The following is a 19,811-nucleotide window of genomic DNA, read 5'->3' as shown; positions in this document are numbered from 1 at the left end:
TCCCTCAGGCGGCGGGGGATCGCTGCGCGGACCGCTGCGCGAGCGGCCGCGCCGCCCGCCCGGCCCGATCCTTGCGGTGCTGGAGCCAGACCCGCTCCGCCACCGTCCACCCGGCCGAGGCCACGAGGTACAGCCCGGCGGCCAGCGGTACCCACGCCGCGGTGACCAGCGTGCCGAAGGAGAGCAGCGGCAGCGCGCCGGTCAGCTTGCGCAGCAGTTCCCGCTGCTCCGCGGGCACCGTGGCGGCCAGCTCGGGCGCACCGGCCGAGCGCGCGGCCCGCCGCCCCCGTACCGCACTCCACGCGGCGACGGCCGCGCTGGCGGCGAACAGCGCCAGGAACACGAGACCCGGCGCTCCGAACAGGCCGCCGTCCCCCAGCGCGTCGGCCCACCGGGAGCCCAACGGCGCCGCGAGGAGCCGCTCGTCCAGCAGCCCGCTGTCCGAGGACGTGAACGCCCGGTACATGAGGAAGAACACCGGCAACTGCGCCACGACGGGCAGGCACCCGGCCGACGGGGTCGCGCCCCGGAAGGCCGCCCGGCTCAGCGGGTGCAGGGCGAGCCGCACCAGCACGGTGAACAGCACGATCGCGGCGGCGGTCGCCGACGCGCCCGCGACCGGCTCCAGCAGCCCCGCGAGCGCGGCGACCGGCTGTGCCACGCCCTGCGTGAACCCATGGGAGAGAGAGGTGAGAGAGGTGAGAACGGACACGGAGTCCCTCCGGAAGGTCTCGTCGAACGTCGAAAGATGCGTGGAACCGCATTTCGGCGTGACGAGCCGCGTGGGGACGAAAGGATCCGCCCGGTACTCCGGGGTGCGCCCCTACGCGGCCGTCAGGACGAGCCGCCCGGGCGCCCTGGGCCGCGAGCGGCCGGAGGCGTCGGGATCGCGCTGCGGCAGGAAGGCCGTGCGCTGTTCGCGATCACGGATCGCGGTGCGTATTCGGGTGGGGGGCACGGGCGAGGCGCACCGCGCGAGCAGCGCCGCGCAGCCCAGCACGGCGGCGCCGACAGCGGCCGTGGCCGCGCAGGCGACGGCGGCGCCCAGCGCGCCCTCACCGAGGGAGAGCCCGAGCGAGAGACCGAGGAACAGCGTGAGGAGGCCCGAGAGCAGTACGGCGCTCAACAACCCGCGTACGCGCGCCACTCGGCCCACCCCCCTCGCACACACCGTCGATTTCTCTATCGCCCCACCAGACTAACCCGGTCCACTGACAAGGGGATCGGCCGCCAGCACCTCCGCGTCCGGCCGCCCGTCCGCCTCCCGCGGCCCGCCCCACGCCACCGCCAGCGCGACCGCCAGGTTCATCCCGAGCGCGACCATCCCGGCGTTCACCCCCCACACGGGGTCGTTGCCCGTGAACACGAACGCGCAGACGGCCGCGACCCCCACCACCAGCCCGCTCACCGCCGCGACCAGGGTCATCCGCCGCCACACCAGCCCCAGCAGCAGCATCGGAACCAGCTGCGCCATCCCCTCGTAGGAGATGAGCGAGAGCCGCACCAGCGTGTTGGGCACGGTGTACGTCATCACCAGCGCCAGCGCCCCCGCCACCACCACGACCACCTGCGAGGCGAGCTTCTGCCGCTCCCCCGCACTCCACCCGGGCACCAGGGACAGCACGCTGCGCCCCCGCATCGTCCCGATCACCAGCATGAACACCGCCATCGGCACGATCGAGGACAGCGCCGCCGCCACCCCGATCAGCCCCAGCGCCCACGCGGGAAGGGAGTCCACGACCAGCTTGAACAGCGCGAGGTTCGAGCCCGCGCCGGTCAGCCCCGGAACCACGAACAGCGCGGCCATCCCCAGCAGCATGGGCACGAAGAGCAGCACGTTGTACGCGGGCAGCAGGATCGCGTTGCGCCGCAGCGCGTCGGCGCTCCGCGCCCCCAGGTAGCCCGCCACGGTGGTCGGGAAGATGACCACGGTCAGCGCGTTGAGCACCGAGGTGGAGGCGAACCACCCCATCCCCAGGCCCCCGCCGCCGTGCCCGGGCAGGGTCAGCCACTCGGGCCGCTCCGCGACCAGCCGCCCGAACAGCGCCCCGTACCCGCCGAAGTAGTGCACCGGCACGTACACCGCGAGGAACCCCAGCGTCCCGATGACCAGGACGTCCTTGAGCACGGACACCCACGCGCTCCCCCGCAGGCCGCTGACCACCACGAACCCGGTGGTGACGGCGAACGCCATGAAGTACGCCCACTCCAGGGACACGGCCCCGTAGGTCACGGTCGAGACCACCACCCCCATCCCGGTGATCTGGAGCTGGATGTAGGGGAGCAGGAAGACGGACGCGAGCACCGCGACCGCCGCGCCGAGCCAGGGGCGCCCGTACCGGTGCGCGACCATGTCCGAGATCCCGACCAGGCCGTGCCGGCGCGCGTAGTCCCAGAGCATCGGCCCGACGACGTAACCGACGGCGTACCCGCAGGACATGTACGCGACGACGTACATCACGGGCGCGCCGTAGTTGTAGCCCCAGCCCGCCGCGCCCAGGTAGCTGAAGCTGGTGTAGCCCTCGCCCGCCATCAGCACCCAGATGAAGACCGTGCCCAGCGAGCGCCCGCCCACCGACCACTCGGCGAGCCCGCCTCCCCCGCCTCCGCTCCCGCCCCTGCCTCGTACGGCGAAGAGGCCGAGCGCGACGGTCGCCACCATGAACACGGCGAAGACGGACGTGGCCACGGCCGCCCCGCTCACCGGTGATCACCGCGCCAGGCCAGCCATACGGCGAGCGGCGTGACCAGCGTCGCGCCGACGCACCACACGAGCAGGAAGGGCACCCGCCCGAAGGCGAGCGGCTCCACCCGGTTCACCAGGGGAAGGACTCCGAGGAAGAGCACGAAGGGGACGGCGAGCCAAGCCAACTGAGGACGTTTCACCCGTTTCGAACGCACACCCCCACGGTAGACGCCCCGGCCGCCGCGCCTACCCCTTCAACGTCCCCCACACCACCAGCCGGTACGTGGAGGTGTACTCGGGCGTGCAGGTCGTCAGAGTGATGTACGCCCCGGGCTGGTCGTAGCCGGATCCCGGCCTCACCACGCTCCTGGGCACCGGCGCGATCACCCCGGTGTCCCGCGCCGTGGTCTCCGGCAGCACCTGCCCGACGACGTACGTGTACGTCCGCCCCCGCGCCTCGACCTGGATCTCGTCCCCGGCCCGCAACCGGTTGATGTAGCGGAACGGTTCTCCGTGCGTATTGCGGTGCCCCGCGAGCGCGAAGTTCCCCTGCGCCCCGGGCTGCGCGGTCCCCGGGTAGTGCCCGGCGTACCCCTTGTCCAGCACCGCGGCCTTGTCCACCCCCTGCGCGACGGGTACGACCAACCCCAGCCGGGGGATCCGGAGCACGGCGTACGCCTTCGACGCGCCCGGCGCCGCCACCCCGCGCCCGGCGGAACCAGCACCTGCCACGGGCGCGCGCGTGGGCGTGGCCTCGGGCTCGGGCTCGGGCTCGGGCTCCGCCTCGGGCACCGGATCAGCCACGGCCTGGGGATCGGACTCGGACTCGGGCCCGGCTCCGGCTCCGGAGGCGGGGGCTTCGCGGTCCCAGGCCCGTTCGAGGGCCCGCACCTGCTCCCGCGCGCCCGCGACCGCCTGCCGGTTCGTCCACCACATCTGGTGCACCACCAGCAACAACACCACCACACCCAGCGTGACGGTCAGTTCGGCACAGCCCCACAGCACCCGCGCGATCCCCACGCGCCGGGCCCGCCGACCGCTCCCCTGCACCACCACAGGTATGTGATCCCGCACGGGCCGCACCTTAAGTCCTGCCCCGCCAACTGACCAGGCCCAGTACGGTGTGAACCATGCGCCCCGACACGCCTGCCGAGCACATCGCCGAAGCCGAGCGCCTCATCCGCACGGCGAACCGCTACCCCGAGGACCAGGAGCCGCTGCTCCTCCAAGCCGCGGCCCACCTCGAACTGGGCGACGTACGCGAACGGGCGAGCACGCTCTACGACCAGCTCTTGGCCGGCACCCCGGACAACACCCACCTGATCAAGGCCCTCCAGGCCGCGAACCTGTGGGAGTACGGTCACGAGGCCGAGGCCCGCGCCCTGATCTCCGGCATCCGCGCGGCCGCCCCCGACGACCCGGCGCCCTGGGAGGTCATCGCGGAGACCCTCGAGGCCCACGACGAACTCGACGCCGCCCACGAGTGCTTCACCCAGGCCGCCCAGCTCCTCATCACCGACGAGGAGCCCCTCACCACCTCGACCACGGCCCTCCTCACGGGCCGCCACCGGGTCCGCCGCCTCCTCGGGCTCGCCCACGACGACTGGGACATGGTCGCCGACACCCGGCACACCGGCCCGATCCCGCTCGACGAACTCCACGACCCCAAGCGCATCTGGGCCCTGGGCTCCGACGACCCGGCCGAGCTCCGCGCCGAGATCGCCCGCCTGCGCGCCGAACTCGGCGACCGCCGCGCCGCGCTCTCCCGCCCCTTCCCGGTTGCCCTGCTGCACTGGCCCCTCCAGGAACTCACCGAACTCCTCGCGTCGTACCCGACGCTGGCCTCGGAGTACCCCTCCCACGCCGCGCACCTGACGGAGATCGAAGCCTCCCTGCGCGCCCTGGCCGCCTCGGGCACCACCAACCTCGGCATCGTCACGGCGAGCGTCCCCTCGTACGAAGCCTTCGCGGCCTCCGAGAAGACCTCCCCCGCCTCCCCGAGCCTCCTGGCGGAATACGCCACCACCCTCGCGGCCCGCGGCAAGGCCACCCCCTGGCCCCCCTCCCCCACCACCCCGTGCTGGTGCGCCTCCACCAAGCCCTACGCCACCTGCCACGGCTCCCCCCTGGCCTGAAGTCCTGCCAGCCCGACGGGCTGAGCGATGGGGCCGGCATCATTGATCCATGCCCGATGTCGCCCCCTCCTCTCCCGAGGTCTCGGCCCGCATGAGCCGCCAGAACTCGCGAGACACCGCTCCCGAGGTGGCAGTACGACGGCTCCTGCACGCATCCGGACTCCGCTACCGCGTGCACGTTCCCGTGCCGGGCATGCCACGGCGAACCATCGACATTTCCTTCGGACGGGACAAGATCGCCGTCTTCCTCGACGGTTGCTTCTGGCACGGCTGCCCTCAGCACGCGACGCAGCCGAAGGCCAATGCCGAGTGGTGGCGGACAAAGCTGGACAAGAACATGGCCCGGGATCTGGCCACAACCGCACATCTCCAAGCGAACGGCTGGACCGTGCTCCGCTTCTGGGAACACGAGACACCCACCACCGTGGCCGACACGGTCACGAGCATCAAGAGGGAACGAGCAAACCGCTCGCAATCCCCGGGTGGCCTCGCATCACAATGACTTCAGGACCTCCCCGACTTCTCCGCAGTCACCGATCGCCCATTGAATCGCAGAACTGGAGCACTCGTGCCCGCACCGTTCGTCGCCTCTCTTTGCGGATACCGTAATGGGCGTCCCAACACTTCGGACGCGAACGACAAGCAGTCCATCGACCTCGGCACTGCGTTCTTCGAATCAATGGGCATAGCTCCCGGCAAACTTGCCCCGTCCGATGCCGTCGGCAATCTCATGGCGAGCACGATGGCAGCAGACCTCTCCCAGTATTTCCAGGTCGCGTCTCCGCACCTGATGGTGCAACCGGAGAGGTCTATTGCAAGCTTCGAGCAGTTCTCTCACCTCAACGCCACGGCCACGCTCCGCAAGGACAGCTCCTTGGCGGTAACCCGTAGGGTGAAGGATCTCCGGGACTTCTCTGCGGCATCTACCATCGCCGCGGATGTACAGTGCGAATTGGACACCCACCTCGATGGGATCCACAACGAACTGGAAATCCTGGAAGGCCGCCGCCGCGACCTGCTGGACCTCCTGGGCGAGGAGTCCCTCCTCAAGCTGGACATCACCGTGTCCCGATCGACACCGGGCGTAACTACCGGACAGAACGGACCCAGGCATCTAGTGGCCGGGCTGTCCTTGAAGTGGACACTCCGGACCGACCGCGCTCAGGACTGCCGCAGCCAGGGAGCGAAAATGGCCTCGCTGCGCAGAGGCCGCATGCCCCACTTCGCCACAGTGACGATGGAGCCCCGCCCCTCCATGCTGGCCCTTCTCGGCAGAGGGTCGGGGGAGATCGACTGTGTCTATCACCTCAACCTGCCCGCGCTCTCCCAAGCCATCGACGAGTACTGCGCCGGGAATCAGCCCAGGGCGCGCTTGGGGATCCGCGACAACTTCAGGCGCCTTTGCGACCAGCGCCGCCTCCGTGACTACGACGAACTGCGCGAGTACGTCGCAACCCTCTGAGCGGCCATCGGGGCACCAACGCCCCGGCCTGTGACCGACCGCACACTTTCGCGACGGATCGACGCCAGCCAAGCATGCTCCTCCCTCCACTCCCACCGCCATCCGGGACAACTGTCAGTACCTCCGACTAACCTGTGCCCCATGGCTAAGCACATCTCCATGATCGATCTGTTCGCAGGCTGCGGCGGCATGACTGCCGGCTTCATTGCCGCGAAGGGGTACAAACCGACCATGGCGGTGGAGTGGGATCTTCAAGCGGCCGCGACCTACGCGGCCAACTACGGCGAAAAACACATGCGCTGGGGCGACATCGCGGGGGTCGAGGATCGCGAGATCCCGGAAGCGGACGTCATCATCGGGGGACCGCCGTGCCAGGGCTTCTCCAACCTGGGCACTCGCGATGTCGATGATCCGCGGAACAAGCTCTGGAAGGAGTACATCCGCTTCGTCCAACACGCCCGCCCCAAGGTCTTCGTCATTGAGAATGTGGACCGTTTTCTGAAGTCCTCCGAGTTTCTCCTGCTGCAGCAGGAAGTTCGCCCAGGTGGGCTGCTCGAGGATTACGAGCTCACGCACGGACTGCTGCTGGCAGCCGACTTCGGAGTCCCGCAACGCCGGAAGCGCGCCATCGTGATCGGATCCAAGATCGGCCGCATCCCCCTCCCCGGTCAGACCCACGGGCAGGGCAACCCCATGGGCCTCAAGCCTTGGCGCACGGTCAAGGACGCCTTCGGGGACAAGGGACTCGCCGACAGGCCGAACACGACAATGTTGCCCGCCTCGACGACCTCGTTCTTCGACCAAGGCGTACCCGGGATCTTCAAGAGCGAAGATCTCCACATCGGCAGGACCCCTACCGAGCTTTCCCTTCTCCGCTACGCCCACGTCCCACCGGGGGGTGGACGATTCGACCTCCCTCACGGCCTCCTTCCGAACTGCTGGAAGAAAAAGGCCACCGGGACGACCGACGTCATGGGGCGAATGCAGTGGAGTCAGCCTTCATTGACCATCAGGACAGAGTTCTACAAACCGGAGAAGGGCCAGTACCTGCACCCCCAATGGGAGCCTGGCGTAGACGGATATCGGGTCGACCGACCCATCACCCATCGCGAGGCCGCCCTCCTGCAAACGTTCCCCGACACGTTCCTGTGGTGTGGAACCAAGATTCAGATCGCGAAGCAGATCGGGAACGCGGTACCGCCCATGCTCGCCGAGGCCATCGCCACCCACCTCAAGCCCTACCTGCTGGCGAACCTCAGAACCGAAGGGTCGTAGGCACAGGCACTCGGTCCTCACCCGGCTTCGCTACGACGTAGATCTTCCCTTCGATGATCGCGCCGGGTCGGGTGTCCCCCGGCTGCGCCACAGCGAGTGGTGCGGCGACCCAGGTCCCTTTGACGGGAACCTCGAGTCCCAGCATCCGCGCGATGGCGGGGCTGTCATTCTGGTGTCCGAGGATGATGATGCCCTCCGCCCGCAGCTGATTACGAGCATCACGAACTCGCTTCGGCGCGTCCAACTGACGAGCGACCGTCGCGATGACGTTGCGATCGACCACCGTTCCTTGCACAAGCATAAAAACTTGATTCACTCGCTGCTGACCCGCCGGCACCGATTCGATTCTGCGACGAGTTTCCACATCCAGTCGGAGCAGAACATTCGGGGCCAGCACACCGTTCCGAACCATCCAGTGAATGGCAGAGCGCCCTCGCGCGGATATGGACCTCTTCCCGTCGCGATTTCCACGATTCGTCAGCACTTCATCCTGTATGTGCACCAGGCCGACCTGGAAGGATGACGCGGCGTCGTCGGCGGACATCACGAGGCAGATATGCCCCATTGCCTCGACGGGGATCATCCAGGCTCCAGTGAGCGAGAATTTTGCATCAACGTCGACTCCAGCAACGCTGTAGTCCAACTTGGAACCTCGCGAAAGACCGAATTCCGCTTGACAGATGATTTCGACCTTGGTGCCCAGATAGGTCTTCTCGGTCTTGGCCACATTGGGGGCATCGAGGTCGTACCGACCAGTCTGCTGACCATCCAGGACCTCGTCGATCGATCTCCTCAAAATTGCGGAAAAACGATTCTGCAGATCGGGCTGACATGCGAACCAGGCAGCCACCCGGTCCAGCCTTCCGTCCCCGCTCCGTTCCCCCGAGGGCTCGAGGTCGTCACCGAAAAGTGCATCACTCGTCATCATGGCGATCAGATTACGATCATGTTCGAGCATTTCTCGCACTCAATTGACGAACTGGCGCGACGAGGCTCGGACATACACCCCTAAAGGGGCAGCTCCAGCTGGTGGTGGTCGCGCGGGGTGGCTGTGGGTGGGGCGGGGCGGGTGGTGGCCAGGGTCAGGAGGGTGCGGAGGGCCGCGGTGACCTCCTTGGGTGTGTCGCGGATCATCGACGGGGTCGCGCTGACCACGAGGATGCCGTGGGCCTCCAGGCGGAGGCGGCGGCGGAGCGTGGCCTGCCAGGCGTCGCGCGTGTAGTGGTACTCCGCCGAGTCGATCTCCAGGGCCACGCCCTCGTCCGGCCAGTACGCGTCCGGGCTGGCCAGGAAGGTGCCGTCGGGGGTGTGGAGGCGGGCGTTCCACAGGGGGACGGGGAGGTCCGTGGCCGTGAGGGTGTCGCGGGCGCGGGCCTCGGCGATCGAGCGGACGCCCGCCACCAGTTCGGCCGCCGCGCCGCGGACGGCGGGGCGGGCGAGGGTGCGGGAGGCCCGGAGTTCGACGTGGAGGTCGTGGGGGTGGCACCAGCCGGCCTGGACGACGTTCGCCAGGACCGAGCGGACCAGGTCCGGGTCATCGGCCCGGGCCTCGAAGTCGGCGGCCGCGCGCAGCGGCCGGGTGCTCGGGATGCCGGAGACGGTGATCGAGGCGGGCCAGCGGGAAATCGTCCGGGGCCGGACTCCGGGGGCGGGGGCGAGGGTGCGCGGGGCCCGGACCAGTACGTCGATGGGGGCCGCGGGGGCGTCCCGTACGCCGAGCAGGGCCAGGGCGGCTCCGCCGGTGAGGGCGGCGGTGGTACCGGCGAGGGGGGCGTCCCGGGCGGGCTGGGCGGCGTACAGGACGGCGGAAAGGGCCCGTTGGCGGGTGTCCGGCGGCCCGGTCTGCAGGAGGTAGACGCGGGGCAGGAGGCGCTGCCAGGGGCCGCCCGGGCGGGTGCGGCCGGTGATGGTGGCGGCGGGGACGCGGGCGGCCTTGAGCTGGTGGTAGGTGGCCAGGTTCAGCTGGCGCCGGGCGAGCGGGGCGAATTCGGTGATCATGCTGCCGGTATGCCCGGCGGGGGTGGGGGCAAGCGTCAGGCCGCGGCGGTCGCGGAGGCCGCCTCGGGGTGGTCGGGAGCGAGGAAGACGATGACCGCGTTCTCGGTGCCGGGAAGCGGGGTCACCTCGTGCCAGCCGAGCCTGCGGTAGGTGGCGACGGTGTCGGTGGCGGCGCGGGCGGTGAGCAGCCAGGCGCGGCGGTCCGGGGCGTCGGCGGTGATCTCGGCGAGCAGGGCGCGGCCGGTGCCCTGGCCGCGGGCGTGGCGGCGTACGGCGAGTTCGTCGACCTCCAGGGCGTCGACGAGGAGCCTTCGGACGCGGGCGCGCCCGAGCTGGGCGGTGACCTGGGCGTAGCCGCGGTCGGCCGGGAAGGGCGCGCGGGTCAGCCAGGCGGTGGCGAAGCCGTCGATGCCGGTCGCGGTCTGGGCGAAGGCGGTACGGAAACCACGGCGGCGGGTGTCCGACAGGAGCCGGGCCGCGAACTGGCGAATGGTTTCTTCACCTTCGTTCCACGGCGGGCCGGAAAAGACGTCGGCGTAGGTGTCGACCAGTTCGTCCGTCAGGTCGAGGACGGCCGGTCCGTAGCAGATCACGGGTGTCCGCTCCTCGGGGTGGGCTGGGTGGGTTGTCTCCTCCGGAGAGCGAATCTACGCCCCGGTGGTTGCCTGGTGTGGCGCATCCCTCGATCGGGAGATTCCGGCTGTTCCCGGTGGTATGGGGCGGTTCCCGCCGCCTGGTGCGTGTGGCGCGCGGGCGTGTCAGGAGCGGGCGTGGGGCGTTGTCAGGGTGACGGGCCCGTGACGCGGGCTCATGTCTCGTGAGGGAGGGCCTGCGTGGACGGATCCCTGCGGGCGGTCGGCGCGTGCGCCGTGGCGTTCCTGCTGGTGCTGGGCGTGGTCGCCGTACTCCCGCCAGGCGTCCCGCCCGGCGTCGTGGGCGGGGCCGTGCTGCTGCTCGGGGCGGTGGGTGCCCGGCGGCTGGCGCGGCGGTCGCGTTAGCCTCGGGAGGAAGCGTAGGACGTCCGTACGGCGGAGGGAATGGACATGGCACGGGTACCGAGTTCGGTAGTGGCCGCGGCGGGGCTGGTCGGCGGGTACACCGTCGCGCGCTGGACGCGGAAGCGGCCGCTGGGCGGGGTCGTACTCGGTACGGCCGGGCTCGTGGCCGGGCGCGAGTGGCACCGCCGCGCCGGGGCCCCGGCGGCGGCCGGCCTCGGCGCCCTGTACCTGGCCGGCTTCGCCGGTTCGCACCCGCTGGCGAAGAAGATCGGCGCGTGGCCCGCGGTGTTCGGCGCGGCTGGTGTGGTCGCCGCCGCCTCCTGGGCGGTGGCGGACCGCGCCTGACCCCGCGGCGGGGCCCCTGGCGGGGGCGGGCCGGACGACGCGGGGCCGGGGATGCGCGGCCGGGGGCGAGCCCGCCCGTACGCCCCTACGCCCGTACACCCCTACACACCCCCTACGCCCCCAGTGCCTGGCTCACCGTGTAGATCAGGAGGCCCGCCAGGGCGCCGACCACCGTGCCGTTGATGCGGATGAACTGGAGGTCGCGGCCGATGTGGGCCTCGATCTTGCGCGAGGTGTGTTCCGCGTCCCAGCCGGCCACCGTGTCCGTGATCAGCGAGGTGATCTCGGCCCGGTACGTCGTCACGACGTACACCACCGCGCCCTCGATCCAGCCCTCCACCTTCGCCTGCAGGCGGCCGTCCGTCGCCAGGCGGGAGCCGAGGGAAAGAAGGGAGGCGCGCACCCGCAGGCGCAGTTCGCTGCGCTCGTCCTCCGCCGCCGAGAGGATCATCGAGCGGACCGCCGACCACGCCGACGCGATGATGTCCTGGACCTCGCCGCGCGCCAGGACCTCGGACTTGAGCCGCTCGACCCGGGCCCGGGTGTCCGTGTCCGACTGGAGGTCGGCCGCGAAGTCGCTCAAGAACCGGTCCACGGCGCCGCGCGCCGGGTGGTGCGGCATGTCGCGCATCTCCGTGACGAACCGCAGCAGTTCCTTGTACACCCGGTCGCCGATCTTCCGGTCGACGAACCGGGGGGTCCAGCCGGGCGCCCCGCCCTGGACCGCGTCCATCACCGACTCCCCGTGCGTGACCAGCCAGTCGTGCGCCTTCACGCACACCAGGTCCACGGCCCGCCGGTGCCCGCCGTCCGCGACGATCCGCTCCAGGGTCTTGCCGACGCCCGGCGCGATCTCGGCGGTCTCGGCGCGCCGCGTGATGGCCTCGCCGACGACGGCCTGTACGTCGGAGTCGCGCAGGACGGTCAGCGCGCCGCGCAGCGCGGTCGCCAGCTCGTCGGTGACCCGGTCGGCGTGTGCGGGATCGGCCAGCCAGGCGCCCACGCGGCCACCGATGCCGAGCGCGTGCAGGCGCGTACGGACGACGTCGGCGGACAGGAAGTTCTCGCCGACGAACTCCCCGAGGGAGACTCCGAGCTGGTCCTTCTTGGTCGGAATGATCGCGGTGTGCGGGATCGGCAGGCCGAGCGGGCGCCGGAAGAGGGCGGTGACCGCGAACCAGTCCGCGAGCGCGCCGACCATGCCCGCCTCGGCCGCGGCCGCGACATAGCCCGCCCAGCCGCCCCCGCCGCCCGCGTGCTGGGCCCATGTGGCGAATACGTAGACCAGCGCGACCAGGACGAGCAGGCCGGTGGCGGTGGTCTTCATCCGGCGGACGCCGCGCTGCCGCTCCTCGTCCGCCGCGTTGAACACGAACAGGCCGGACGGAGGCCCCGAGGGAGGACCCGGAGGCGGGTCCGAGGGAGGCCCCGAGGGAGGAACCGAGGGCGCTGCCGACCGCTGTCTCCGGTCAGCTTCCGTCTCCCTCTCCCTGTCAGCGGTCGGGTTCGTGCCTGTGTCGTTCACGGGTCCTGCCTTCCCCGGGGGCGCCGGTTTGTCTGCATAGCATCCGACTCCCGGGGCGGCCGTGGAGTTCCCGCCGACACCCGGCGTGTCCCCACGTCACAGCCGCGTGATGCCGGGCCTACAGCTCCTTGCGCCGCGAGCGCTCACCGCGCGGCAGCTTGCGCGGCTTCTGCTTCACTTCGACGCCGCCCCAGAAGGCCAGGCCGTTCACGACCACCCGCGGGGCGCCTGGTTCCGCGGGAACCGCCATCTCCCGGTGGTCGAAGGCGCCCATCACGCCGATGCCCCGTACGTCGACCTCCACGCCCGGCGGCACGATGATCTCGATGCCGCCCATGACCGCGACGCAGTTGATCACGACCTCGCGCGTCTCGAACCGGGCCTCGCGCAGGTCGATCTGGCCACCGCCCCAGAACGCCACCGCGGTGAAGTGCGCGGGCACCGTCCAGTGCCCCTTGCGCTGGAAGGCGGACATGATCGCCACACCGGCCGCCGACGTTCCCCGGCCGCCGATCCGCGCGGGCCAGGACTCCCCCGAGGACGTGTCCCTACCCGAGGAGGGCAGGGGCGCCTTGGCGAACGAGACCGGATGCGGCGCGACCGCTCCCGCCGGCTCCTGGCCCGGGACCGCCGGAAGATCGCTGGTCAGGGGCGCCAGTTCGGCGTACGTACGGGACCTGTAGGCCGCCTCCAGCCGCTCCTCGAACTCGTCCATGTCGATGCGGCCCTCGGCGACGGCATCGCGCAGCCGCTCCACCACTCGCTCCCGGTCGGCGTCGGACGCCCGCAGATCGGGCAACCGCTTCTCCGGCAACGGCTTCTCCGGCCGCTCTTCACTCATATGGCACAGCCTATGCAGACGACCGCCCGAACCGAAGTGGTCCCGGGGACAAGGGAGCTGGTGGCCGTGAACCGCGTCACCCTTCCCCGCTACTCCCGCCCCGCGTACATCCGCGCGATCACGTCCTCGATGTCCGGTTCCCGTACCGACAGGTCCACCAGCGGATACCGGGCCGCCACCGCCGCCACCAGCGGAGCCGCCGACTCCGCCGCCGGGAAGGCCAGCCACTGCCGCGGCCCCTCCACCTTCACCACCCGCGCGCCCGGCACCGTGATGGGCGGCAGGTCCCGCTCCAGGTCCACCACCAGCGTCCGCTCGCCGCCGCCCCCGTCCGGCCCCGCCGCGTGCAGTCCGGCGAGCGCGCCGTCGTAGACCAGCCGCCCGTGGTCGATCACCATCACCCGCTCGCACAACTGCTCGATGTCCTGGAGGTCGTGCGTGGTCAGCAGCACGGTGGTGCCCTGCTCCCGGTTCAGCTCCCGCAGGAAACCGCGCACCTTCGCCTTGCTCACCACGTCCAGGCCGATCGTCGGCTCGTCCAGGTACAGCACGTCCGGATCGTGCAGCAGCGCCGCCGCGATGTCCCCGCGCATCCGCTGCCCCAGCGACAGCTGACGGACCGGTACGTCGAGCAGCGCACCCAGGTCCAGCCGCTCCACACACCGCTCCAGATTGGCGCGGAAACGGTCGGCCGGGATCCGGTACATCCGCCGCATCAGCCCGTACGAGTCCTTCAGCGGCAGGTCCCACCACAGCGTGGTGCGCTGCCCGAACACCACGCCGATCCGGTGCGCCAGCCGCGTCCGCTCGCGCGCCGGATCGATGCCCGCGACCCGCAACAGGCCGCCGCTGGGCGTCAGGATGCCGGTCAGCATCTTGATCGTGGTGGACTTCCCGGCGCCGTTGGGCCCGATGTAGCCGACCATCTCCCCCCGCGCGATCTCGAAGCTGAGCCCGTCCACGGCCTTGACCTGCCGTTTCTCCCGGCGCAGCAGCCCCGTGCGGCGCCGTACGTCGAAGACCTTCCGTACGTCGGCCAGCTCGATCAGCGGTTCCATGGCACACCTCCCTGTTTCCTCGCCCGCATCGGCACTCCGCTCCCTCTCCACATCCGCATCCGCGTTCACATCCGCGTTCACATCCGCACCCGTGTCAGCTCCCCGTACTTCGGTACGACCGCAACGCCGCCCGCCACGCCAGCGCCGCCGGTACGAGCACCAGCACCGCGACCAGCGGGCTCACGTACGCCACCCAGCCCGGCAGCCCCAACGGGTCCGGCCGCCCCAGGACGTGGAGCGCGGGCAGCCAGTTCACGAAGGCCAGCGGCACCACGAAGGTGACGCCGCGCAGCAGCTCCTTGCCGAAGACGCTCGGCGGGTACTGGAGCATCGTGTTGCCGCCGTACGTGAAGGAGTTCTGCACCTCGGCCGCGTCCCCGGCGACGAACTGGAACGCCGCGCCCGCCACCATCACCGCGCCGAAGATCGCGGCCCCGGCCACCACCATCACCGGCACCAGCAGCACCCGCCCCGCCGTCCACTGCACGTCCAGCGCCGACAACGCCCAGGCCAGCACGCCGAGTCCCTGCACCACCCGGCCCAGGCGACGCAGCGCGAACCGGTCCGCCGCGACCTGCGCGAGCACCGGCACCGGGCGGACGAGCATGGTGTCGAGGGAGCCGTCGCGGATCCGGACGCCGATCCGGTCGGTGTTGCCGAGCAGCAGGTCCGCCAGGCCCAGCGAGGCCGAACAGGACCCGTACAGCAGGGCGATCTCGGGGAGCGTGAAGCCGCCGAGGACGCTCACGTGCCGGAACATGATGAAGATCGCGACGAAGTCGAGCAGGCTGCCCACCCCGTTGCCGAAGAGGGCGATGAGGAAGGACGAGCGGTAGGTCATGGTCGCCCGGACCCACATCGCCACGATCAGGCCGTAGCCGCGCAGGCCCTCGGCCGCCTGCCGCCAGAACCCGAGCCGCTCGCCGAGGCCGGACACCGGGCCGAGGCCGGACCCGGACCCGGACCCGGAGCCGGACCCGTCCCCCGCCCCCGGCAGAGGCGCGTCGCGTACGTTCGTGTCAACCACCCTGGACCACCGCCTTGCGCGTCGCGGCGGACTGGAGCAGCCGGCCGGCCCCCAGGAGCACAGCCGCCCACGCGGCCTGGAACCCCAGCGCCCGCACCGCGCTCCCGGCCCCCGCGTGCCGGCCCATCAGCACGTCCAGCGGCACCTGGAGCATCGCCGACCAGGGCAGCATCCGGACCACCTCGCCGAAGCCGCCCGGGAAGACGGTCAGCGGGAGCAGCATCCCGGAGAAGAAGATGGAGACGAGGGTCGCGACCATGTTGATGCCCGACCCGTCCAGCAGCCAGAACGCGAACAGCCCGAGCAGGAAGCGCAGCGCGAAGCTGACCACCAGGCCGAGCAGTACGGACAGCAGGAAGAGCAGCCAGCGCCCCGGCGCGCTCGGCAGCGCGAGCTGGAAGGCGAGCGCCCCCGCGACCAGCGGAACCACCCCGCGGCCCAGCAACTGGAAGCCCGCGCGACCCAGATCGGCGGCCAGCCACCACATCTGGAGGTCCGCGGGCCGGTAGAGGTCGACGGCGATGTCACCCGTCCGGATGCGCTCCTGGATCTCCTCCTGGAAGCCGCCGCCAATGAGCGCCCCCGCGGCGAGCAGGGACTGGCTGACCCATACGAAGGTCAGGGCCTGCGCCTGGTCGTAGCCACCGAGGCCGGGCCGCTCGTCCCACAGCGCGATGTAGGTGTAGGCGACGATGAACCCGAAGACGGTGTTGGTGAACACCCCCGCCGCGGTGGCCGTTCCGTAGGTGGCGTAGCGGCGGAAGCCGCCCGCCGCGATCGCCGCATAGAGGTGCGCGGTCCTGTGCACCGATTCCTCCCTTTGCACGTTGTTCCTACGACGGCCAAAGCGCGCGAGCTTAGTGCGGTGGGGCGATCCACGCGAGGGATTTACGCCCGCCCGCCGCGGAATCATTGGCCATCGGGTAGACACCATCAGGTACAAGACGGATATTTCGTACGGCGCCGAGGAGCCCTGGAGACATGAGCGACAAGTCACCGCCTCCGGGCTGGACCCCTCGGGACCCGGACACCCCCGCGGTGAACCCCTCCCCCGCCGGGCCTCCCGACGGGCCCGCCCCGCAACAGCAGGGCGCGCGGAGCGCGGAGAACGTGAAGGACACGAACGGCTCGAACGGCTCGAACAGCGCGAAGGGCGCGCAGAACACGGTGGAAACGCAGAACGCCGGCGAACCGGCCGCCGCGGCGAAGAAGGCCAAGCGGAAGCGGTCGAGCTGGCGCCGCGCGATCCCCACCTGGCGGATGGCGCTCGGAACGTTCCTGCTCCTCACCCTGCTGGTCGGCGGCGCCCTCGTCGCGGGCTACCTCCTCGTGAAGATCCCGCCCGCCAACACCGCCGCCACCGCGCAGTCGAACGTCTACATGTACACGGACGGTTCGCTGATCGCCCGCGACGGCGAGGTCAACCGCGTCAACGTCGAGCTGTCCCAGATCCCCCGCACCGTCCAGGAGACCGTACTGGCCGCCGAGGACAGGGACTTCTACTCCGAACGGGCCGTGGACCCCAAGGCGATGCTGCGCGCCGCCTGGAACACGGCCACCGGCAAGGGCACCCAGTCCGGTTCCACCATCACCCAGCAGTACGTCAAGAACTACTACCTGGGCCAGGAACAGACGGTGAAGCGGAAGGCCAAGGAGTTCTTCATCGCGATCAAACTCGGTCGTGAGAAGTCGAAGGACTACATTCTTGAGGGCTACCTGAACACCAGTTACTTCGGCCGCAACGCGTACGGCATCCAGGCCGCCGCCCAGGCCTACTACGGCAAGGACGTCGGCAAACTCACCACCGCCGAGGGCGCCTACCTCGCCACCCTGCTCAACTCCCCCAGCGCCTTCGACGTCGTCGCCCACCCGCAGAGCCGCGACCGCGCCCTCGCGCGCTGGAACTACGTACTCGACGGCATGGTGAAGAAGGGCTGGATGCCCGCGGCCGAACGGGCCGCCGTGAAGTTCCCCGAGCCCGGCAAGGTCCGGCCGGCCGCCGGACTGTCGGGCCAGCGCGGCTACCTGGTCGAGGCGATCAAGGACTACATCGTCGACCACAAGATCATCGACGACAAGACCTTCGCCGAAGGCGGCTACCGCATCACCACCACCATCGACAAGCACCGCCAGAACGCCTTCGTCGACGCCGTCCAGAAGCAGGTGCTCGCCAAACTCGACCCGGCGACCCGCAAGGCGGACCGCCTGGTGCGCGCGGGCGGCGCCTCCATCGACCCGATGACCGGCAAGGTCGTCGCCCTCTACGGCGGGATCGACTACACCAAGCAGTACGTCAACAACGCGACCCGGCACGACTTCCAGGTCGCCTCCACCTTCAAGCCGTTCGTCTTCACCTCCGCCGTGGAGAACGACGCGCGCACCCAGGACGGCCGCGCCATCACCCCGAACACCCTCTACAGCGGCGCCAACAAGCGCCCGGTGGTCGGCAGCCGGATCCCCTTCAACCCGACCAACGAGGACGACGCCTCCTACGGGAACATCACCGTCCGCACCGCCACCGACCTCTCCGTCAACGCCGTGTACGCGCAGATGGCGGTCGACGTCGGCGGCGCCAAGGTCAAGGAGACCGCCGTCGCCCTCGGCATCCCGGAGGACACCCCCAACTTCGACACCGGCCCGGCGATCGCGCTGGGCACGGTCCAGGCCAGCGTGCTCGACATGACCCAGGCCTACGCCACCCTCGCCGACCACGGCCGCCACACCCCCTACACCTTCATCGAGAAGGTGACCAAGGGCGAGGACACCGTGGCCCTCCCGGACCGGGCCGGGCGCCAGGCGGTCACCCGCGAAGCCGCCGACACCACCACGTCGATGCTGGTCAGCGTGGTGGACAACGGCACCGGTACGGCCGCCCTGGCCGCCGGGCACCCGGCGGCGGGCAAGACCGGCACCGCCGAACTGGACAAGGCCGCCTGGTTCGCGGCGTTCACCCCGGACCTGGTGACGGTGGTCGCGATGATGGGCCAGGACCCGGACACGGGCGTCCCCCAGCCGCTCTACGGCGCGCTGGGCGAGGCCCGGATCAGCGGCGGCGGCTATCCCGCGCGGATCTGGGCGGCGTACACGAAGGCGGCGCTGCAGGGCAGCGACCCGCTGGACTTCGAACTGGACCTCCAGCCGGGCGGGGGGCTGCCGGTGGCGCCGCCGCCCAGCTCCCAGGAGCCGCCGTTCAGCAGGCCCCCGACCACCAACACGGGCGGCACCACGGGCACCCCGGGCAACGGCGGCACCACCGGCACTCCGACGAACGGCGGGACGAACGGCACCCCCACCAACGGGGGCACCACCGGAACCCCGACGAACGGCGGCGCCACCGGCACCCCCACCAACGGGGGGACCACCGGAACCCCGTCCAACGGCGGCACCGACAACGGTGGCGCCACCGCCGGAAACCGCGGTGGCACCACCGCGGGCGACCGGGGCGGCGCGACGACCGAGGGCACCCGCGGCGGCGCGACGACGGAGGGCAACGATCTCTTCGGCGGCCAGTGACGCGGAGCCGGTCAGGAGCGCGGAGCCGGTCAGTGCGCACGGCTGGTCAGTGACGCACGGCTGGCCAGTGACGACAGCGGTCAGTGACCGGAGGTCGCCTTGAGCCCCACCACGGCGACCAGCAGCAGACAGATGAAGAAGATCCGGGCGGCGGTCACGGGCTCACCGAGCACCATCATCCCCAGCACCGCCGCCCCGGCCGCGCCGATCCCGACCCACACGCCGTACGCCGTACCGATGGGCAGGGTCTTGGCCGCGTAGGACAGCAGCACCATGCTCGCGACGATGCCGGCGCCGGTGAACACACTGGGCCACAGCCGGGTGAAGCCTTCGGTGAACTTCATTCCGATCGACCAGCCGACTTCGAGCAGACCGGCGAGCAGGAGCAGGATCCAGGCCATGGCAGGCACCTTCCGACGAGAACGGGAGCGGGGTGCGTCGTCTTGTCGGACCCGGTACGGCGCGTCTCGTCGGGAATCCCCTCCACCGTAGCAAAACGGCACGCCAGAGGGCCGGTGACCCAGGTCACCGGCCCTCTCGTACGTCCTGCTGTCGTCCTGCCGTCGTCCTGCGGGCTCCTCCGACGTCAGAGGTACAGCCCGGTGGAGTCCTCGGCGCCCTCCAGCCGCTCAGCGGCCACGGCGTGCAGGTCCCGCTCGCGCATCAGGATGTACGTCGCCCCGCGCACCTCGACCTCGGCCCGGTCCTCGGGGTCGTACAGCACCCGGTCACCGGGCTCCACGCTCCGCACGTTCTGCCCGACCGCGACCACGGCCGCCCAGGCGAGGCGCTTGCCCACCGCGGCCGTCGCCGGGATGAGAATGCCGCCGCCCGAGCGGCGCTCGCCCTCGGGCGAGTCGGACCGTACGAGCACGCGGTCGTGCAGCATGCGGATGGGCAGTTTGTCGTCGTGGGTGCTGTTCTCGCTCACGCCCCGAACCTACCCGC

At 70.8% G+C, this 19,811-nt stretch carries 22 protein-coding genes and 1 riboswitch; of the genes, 7 read left to right on the top strand and 15 right to left on the bottom strand.

What is annotated here, in order from left to right:
- Nucleotides 1-4: 4 nt before the first annotated feature.
- From QMF80_RS02110 to QMF80_RS02090, 5 genes are all read right to left on the bottom strand, one after another.
- Nucleotides 5-712, bottom strand: a complete 708-nt coding sequence (locus QMF80_RS02110) for a YidC/Oxa1 family membrane protein insertase (protein ID WP_283448935.1) — start codon at nt 710-712, stop codon at nt 5-7.
- Nucleotides 713-823: 111 nt separating this feature from the next.
- Complete coding sequence (locus QMF80_RS02105) at nt 824-1,147, bottom strand: DUF6412 domain-containing protein (RefSeq protein ID WP_283448934.1); 324 nt, start codon at nt 1,145-1,147, stop codon at nt 824-826.
- 51 nt (nt 1,148-1,198) lie between these two features.
- A complete protein-coding gene (locus QMF80_RS02100) occupies nt 1,199-2,662 on the bottom strand; it encodes a sodium:solute symporter family protein (RefSeq protein ID WP_283449191.1) in 1,464 nt (487 codons plus the stop codon).
- A gap of 38 nt (nt 2,663-2,700) precedes the next feature.
- Entirely contained in the window at nt 2,701-2,871 is a 171-nt protein-coding gene (locus QMF80_RS02095; RefSeq protein ID WP_283448933.1) for a DUF3311 domain-containing protein, read from the bottom strand.
- Between the two features lie 61 nt (nt 2,872-2,932).
- Complete coding sequence (locus tag QMF80_RS02090; protein WP_283448932.1) at nt 2,933-3,760, bottom strand: class E sortase; 828 nt, start codon at nt 3,758-3,760, stop codon at nt 2,933-2,935.
- A gap of 56 nt (nt 3,761-3,816) precedes the next feature.
- On the opposite strand from QMF80_RS02090, the gene QMF80_RS02085 reads away from it, so the two are divergent.
- The 4 genes from QMF80_RS02085 to QMF80_RS02070 all read left to right on the top strand — a co-directional run bounded on the left by QMF80_RS02085 (nt 3,817) and on the right by QMF80_RS02070 (nt 7,558).
- Nucleotides 3,817-4,821, top strand: a complete 1,005-nt coding sequence (locus tag QMF80_RS02085) for a tetratricopeptide repeat protein (protein ID WP_283448931.1) — start codon at nt 3,817-3,819, stop codon at nt 4,819-4,821.
- 49 nt (nt 4,822-4,870) lie between these two features.
- Complete coding sequence (locus QMF80_RS02080; RefSeq protein WP_283448930.1) at nt 4,871-5,323, top strand: very short patch repair endonuclease; 453 nt, start codon at nt 4,871-4,873, stop codon at nt 5,321-5,323.
- A gap of 66 nt (nt 5,324-5,389) precedes the next feature.
- Nucleotides 5,390-6,283 carry an NgoMIV family type II restriction endonuclease gene (locus QMF80_RS02075; protein WP_283448929.1) on the top strand — a complete coding sequence of 298 codons (894 nt, stop codon included), beginning with the start codon at nt 5,390-5,392 and terminating at the stop codon, nt 6,281-6,283.
- A gap of 141 nt (nt 6,284-6,424) precedes the next feature.
- Nucleotides 6,425-7,558 carry a DNA cytosine methyltransferase gene (locus QMF80_RS02070; protein WP_283448928.1) on the top strand — a complete coding sequence of 378 codons (1,134 nt, stop codon included), beginning with the start codon at nt 6,425-6,427 and terminating at the stop codon, nt 7,556-7,558.
- Here QMF80_RS02070 and QMF80_RS02065 read toward each other — a convergent pair.
- Genes QMF80_RS02065 through QMF80_RS02055 form a run of 3 tightly spaced genes read right to left on the bottom strand, consistent with a single transcriptional unit; the run spans nt 7,539 to nt 10,149 of the window.
- Nucleotides 7,539-8,516, bottom strand: a complete 978-nt coding sequence (locus tag QMF80_RS02065; protein WP_283448927.1) for a NaeI family type II restriction endonuclease — start codon at nt 8,514-8,516, stop codon at nt 7,539-7,541. The genes QMF80_RS02070 and QMF80_RS02065 overlap by 20 nt on opposite strands.
- A gap of 50 nt (nt 8,517-8,566) precedes the next feature.
- Nucleotides 8,567-9,556: a hypothetical protein gene (locus tag QMF80_RS02060; RefSeq protein ID WP_283448926.1), complete on the bottom strand. Its 990-nt coding sequence runs from the start codon at nt 9,554-9,556 to the stop codon at nt 8,567-8,569.
- A gap of 35 nt (nt 9,557-9,591) precedes the next feature.
- On the bottom strand, nt 9,592-10,149 hold the full coding sequence (locus QMF80_RS02055) for a GNAT family N-acetyltransferase (RefSeq protein ID WP_283448925.1): 558 nt from the start codon (nt 10,147-10,149) through the stop codon (nt 9,592-9,594).
- A 240-nt stretch (nt 10,150-10,389) separates the two neighbouring features.
- Between QMF80_RS02055 and QMF80_RS02050 the strand changes: the two genes are divergently transcribed.
- Together QMF80_RS02050 and QMF80_RS02045 are read left to right on the top strand one after the other, a co-directional pair.
- Nucleotides 10,390-10,554, top strand: a complete 165-nt coding sequence (locus QMF80_RS02050) for a hypothetical protein (protein ID WP_283448924.1) — start codon at nt 10,390-10,392, stop codon at nt 10,552-10,554.
- A 45-nt stretch (nt 10,555-10,599) separates the two neighbouring features.
- Nucleotides 10,600-10,899 carry a hypothetical protein gene (locus tag QMF80_RS02045; protein WP_283448923.1) on the top strand — a complete coding sequence of 100 codons (300 nt, stop codon included), beginning with the start codon at nt 10,600-10,602 and terminating at the stop codon, nt 10,897-10,899.
- Nucleotides 10,900-11,011: 112 nt separating this feature from the next.
- On the opposite strand, the gene QMF80_RS02040 is transcribed toward QMF80_RS02045, so the two are convergent.
- The 5 genes from QMF80_RS02040 to QMF80_RS02020 all read right to left on the bottom strand — a co-directional run bounded on the left by QMF80_RS02040 (nt 11,012) and on the right by QMF80_RS02020 (nt 16,158).
- Entirely contained in the window at nt 11,012-12,424 is a 1,413-nt protein-coding gene (locus QMF80_RS02040) for a DUF445 domain-containing protein (protein WP_283448922.1), read from the bottom strand.
- 118 nt (nt 12,425-12,542) lie between these two features.
- Nucleotides 12,543-13,265, bottom strand: a complete 723-nt coding sequence (locus QMF80_RS02035; RefSeq protein ID WP_283448921.1) for a DUF1707 SHOCT-like domain-containing protein — start codon at nt 13,263-13,265, stop codon at nt 12,543-12,545.
- Between the two features lie 89 nt (nt 13,266-13,354).
- On the bottom strand, nt 13,355-14,323 hold the full coding sequence (locus QMF80_RS02030) for an ABC transporter ATP-binding protein (protein ID WP_283448920.1): 969 nt from the start codon (nt 14,321-14,323) through the stop codon (nt 13,355-13,357).
- Nucleotides 14,324-14,417: 94 nt separating this feature from the next.
- Entirely contained in the window at nt 14,418-15,182 is a 765-nt protein-coding gene (locus QMF80_RS02025) for an ABC transporter permease (protein ID WP_283449189.1), read from the bottom strand.
- Between the two features lie 160 nt (nt 15,183-15,342).
- On the bottom strand, nt 15,343-16,158 hold the full coding sequence (locus tag QMF80_RS02020) for an ABC transporter permease (protein WP_283448919.1): 816 nt from the start codon (nt 16,156-16,158) through the stop codon (nt 15,343-15,345).
- A gap of 173 nt (nt 16,159-16,331) precedes the next feature.
- Here QMF80_RS02020 and QMF80_RS02015 point away from each other — a divergent pair, with 173 nt between their 5' ends.
- Complete coding sequence (locus QMF80_RS02015) at nt 16,332-18,863, top strand: transglycosylase domain-containing protein (RefSeq protein WP_502962742.1); 2,532 nt, start codon at nt 16,332-16,334, stop codon at nt 18,861-18,863.
- Between the two features lie 80 nt (nt 18,864-18,943).
- On the opposite strand, the gene QMF80_RS02010 is transcribed toward QMF80_RS02015, so the two are convergent.
- Nucleotides 18,944-19,264, bottom strand: coding sequence for a DMT family transporter (locus QMF80_RS02010; RefSeq protein WP_283448918.1), 321 nt, complete (start codon nt 19,262-19,264; stop codon nt 18,944-18,946).
- A 31-nt stretch (nt 19,265-19,295) separates the two neighbouring features.
- Nucleotides 19,296-19,361: riboswitch (guanidine-III (ykkC-III) riboswitch) on the bottom strand.
- Nucleotides 19,362-19,449: 88 nt separating this feature from the next.
- Nucleotides 19,450-19,794, bottom strand: coding sequence for a GroES family chaperonin (locus QMF80_RS02005; protein WP_283448917.1), 345 nt, complete (start codon nt 19,792-19,794; stop codon nt 19,450-19,452).
- Nucleotides 19,795-19,811 lie beyond the last annotated feature (17 nt).

The sequence above is a fragment of the Streptomyces sp. G-G2 genome (assembly GCF_030063135.1).
Lineage (GTDB): Bacteria > Actinomycetota > Actinomycetes > Streptomycetales > Streptomycetaceae > Streptomyces.
This window is presented reverse-complemented; position numbering and strand designations above follow the sequence as displayed.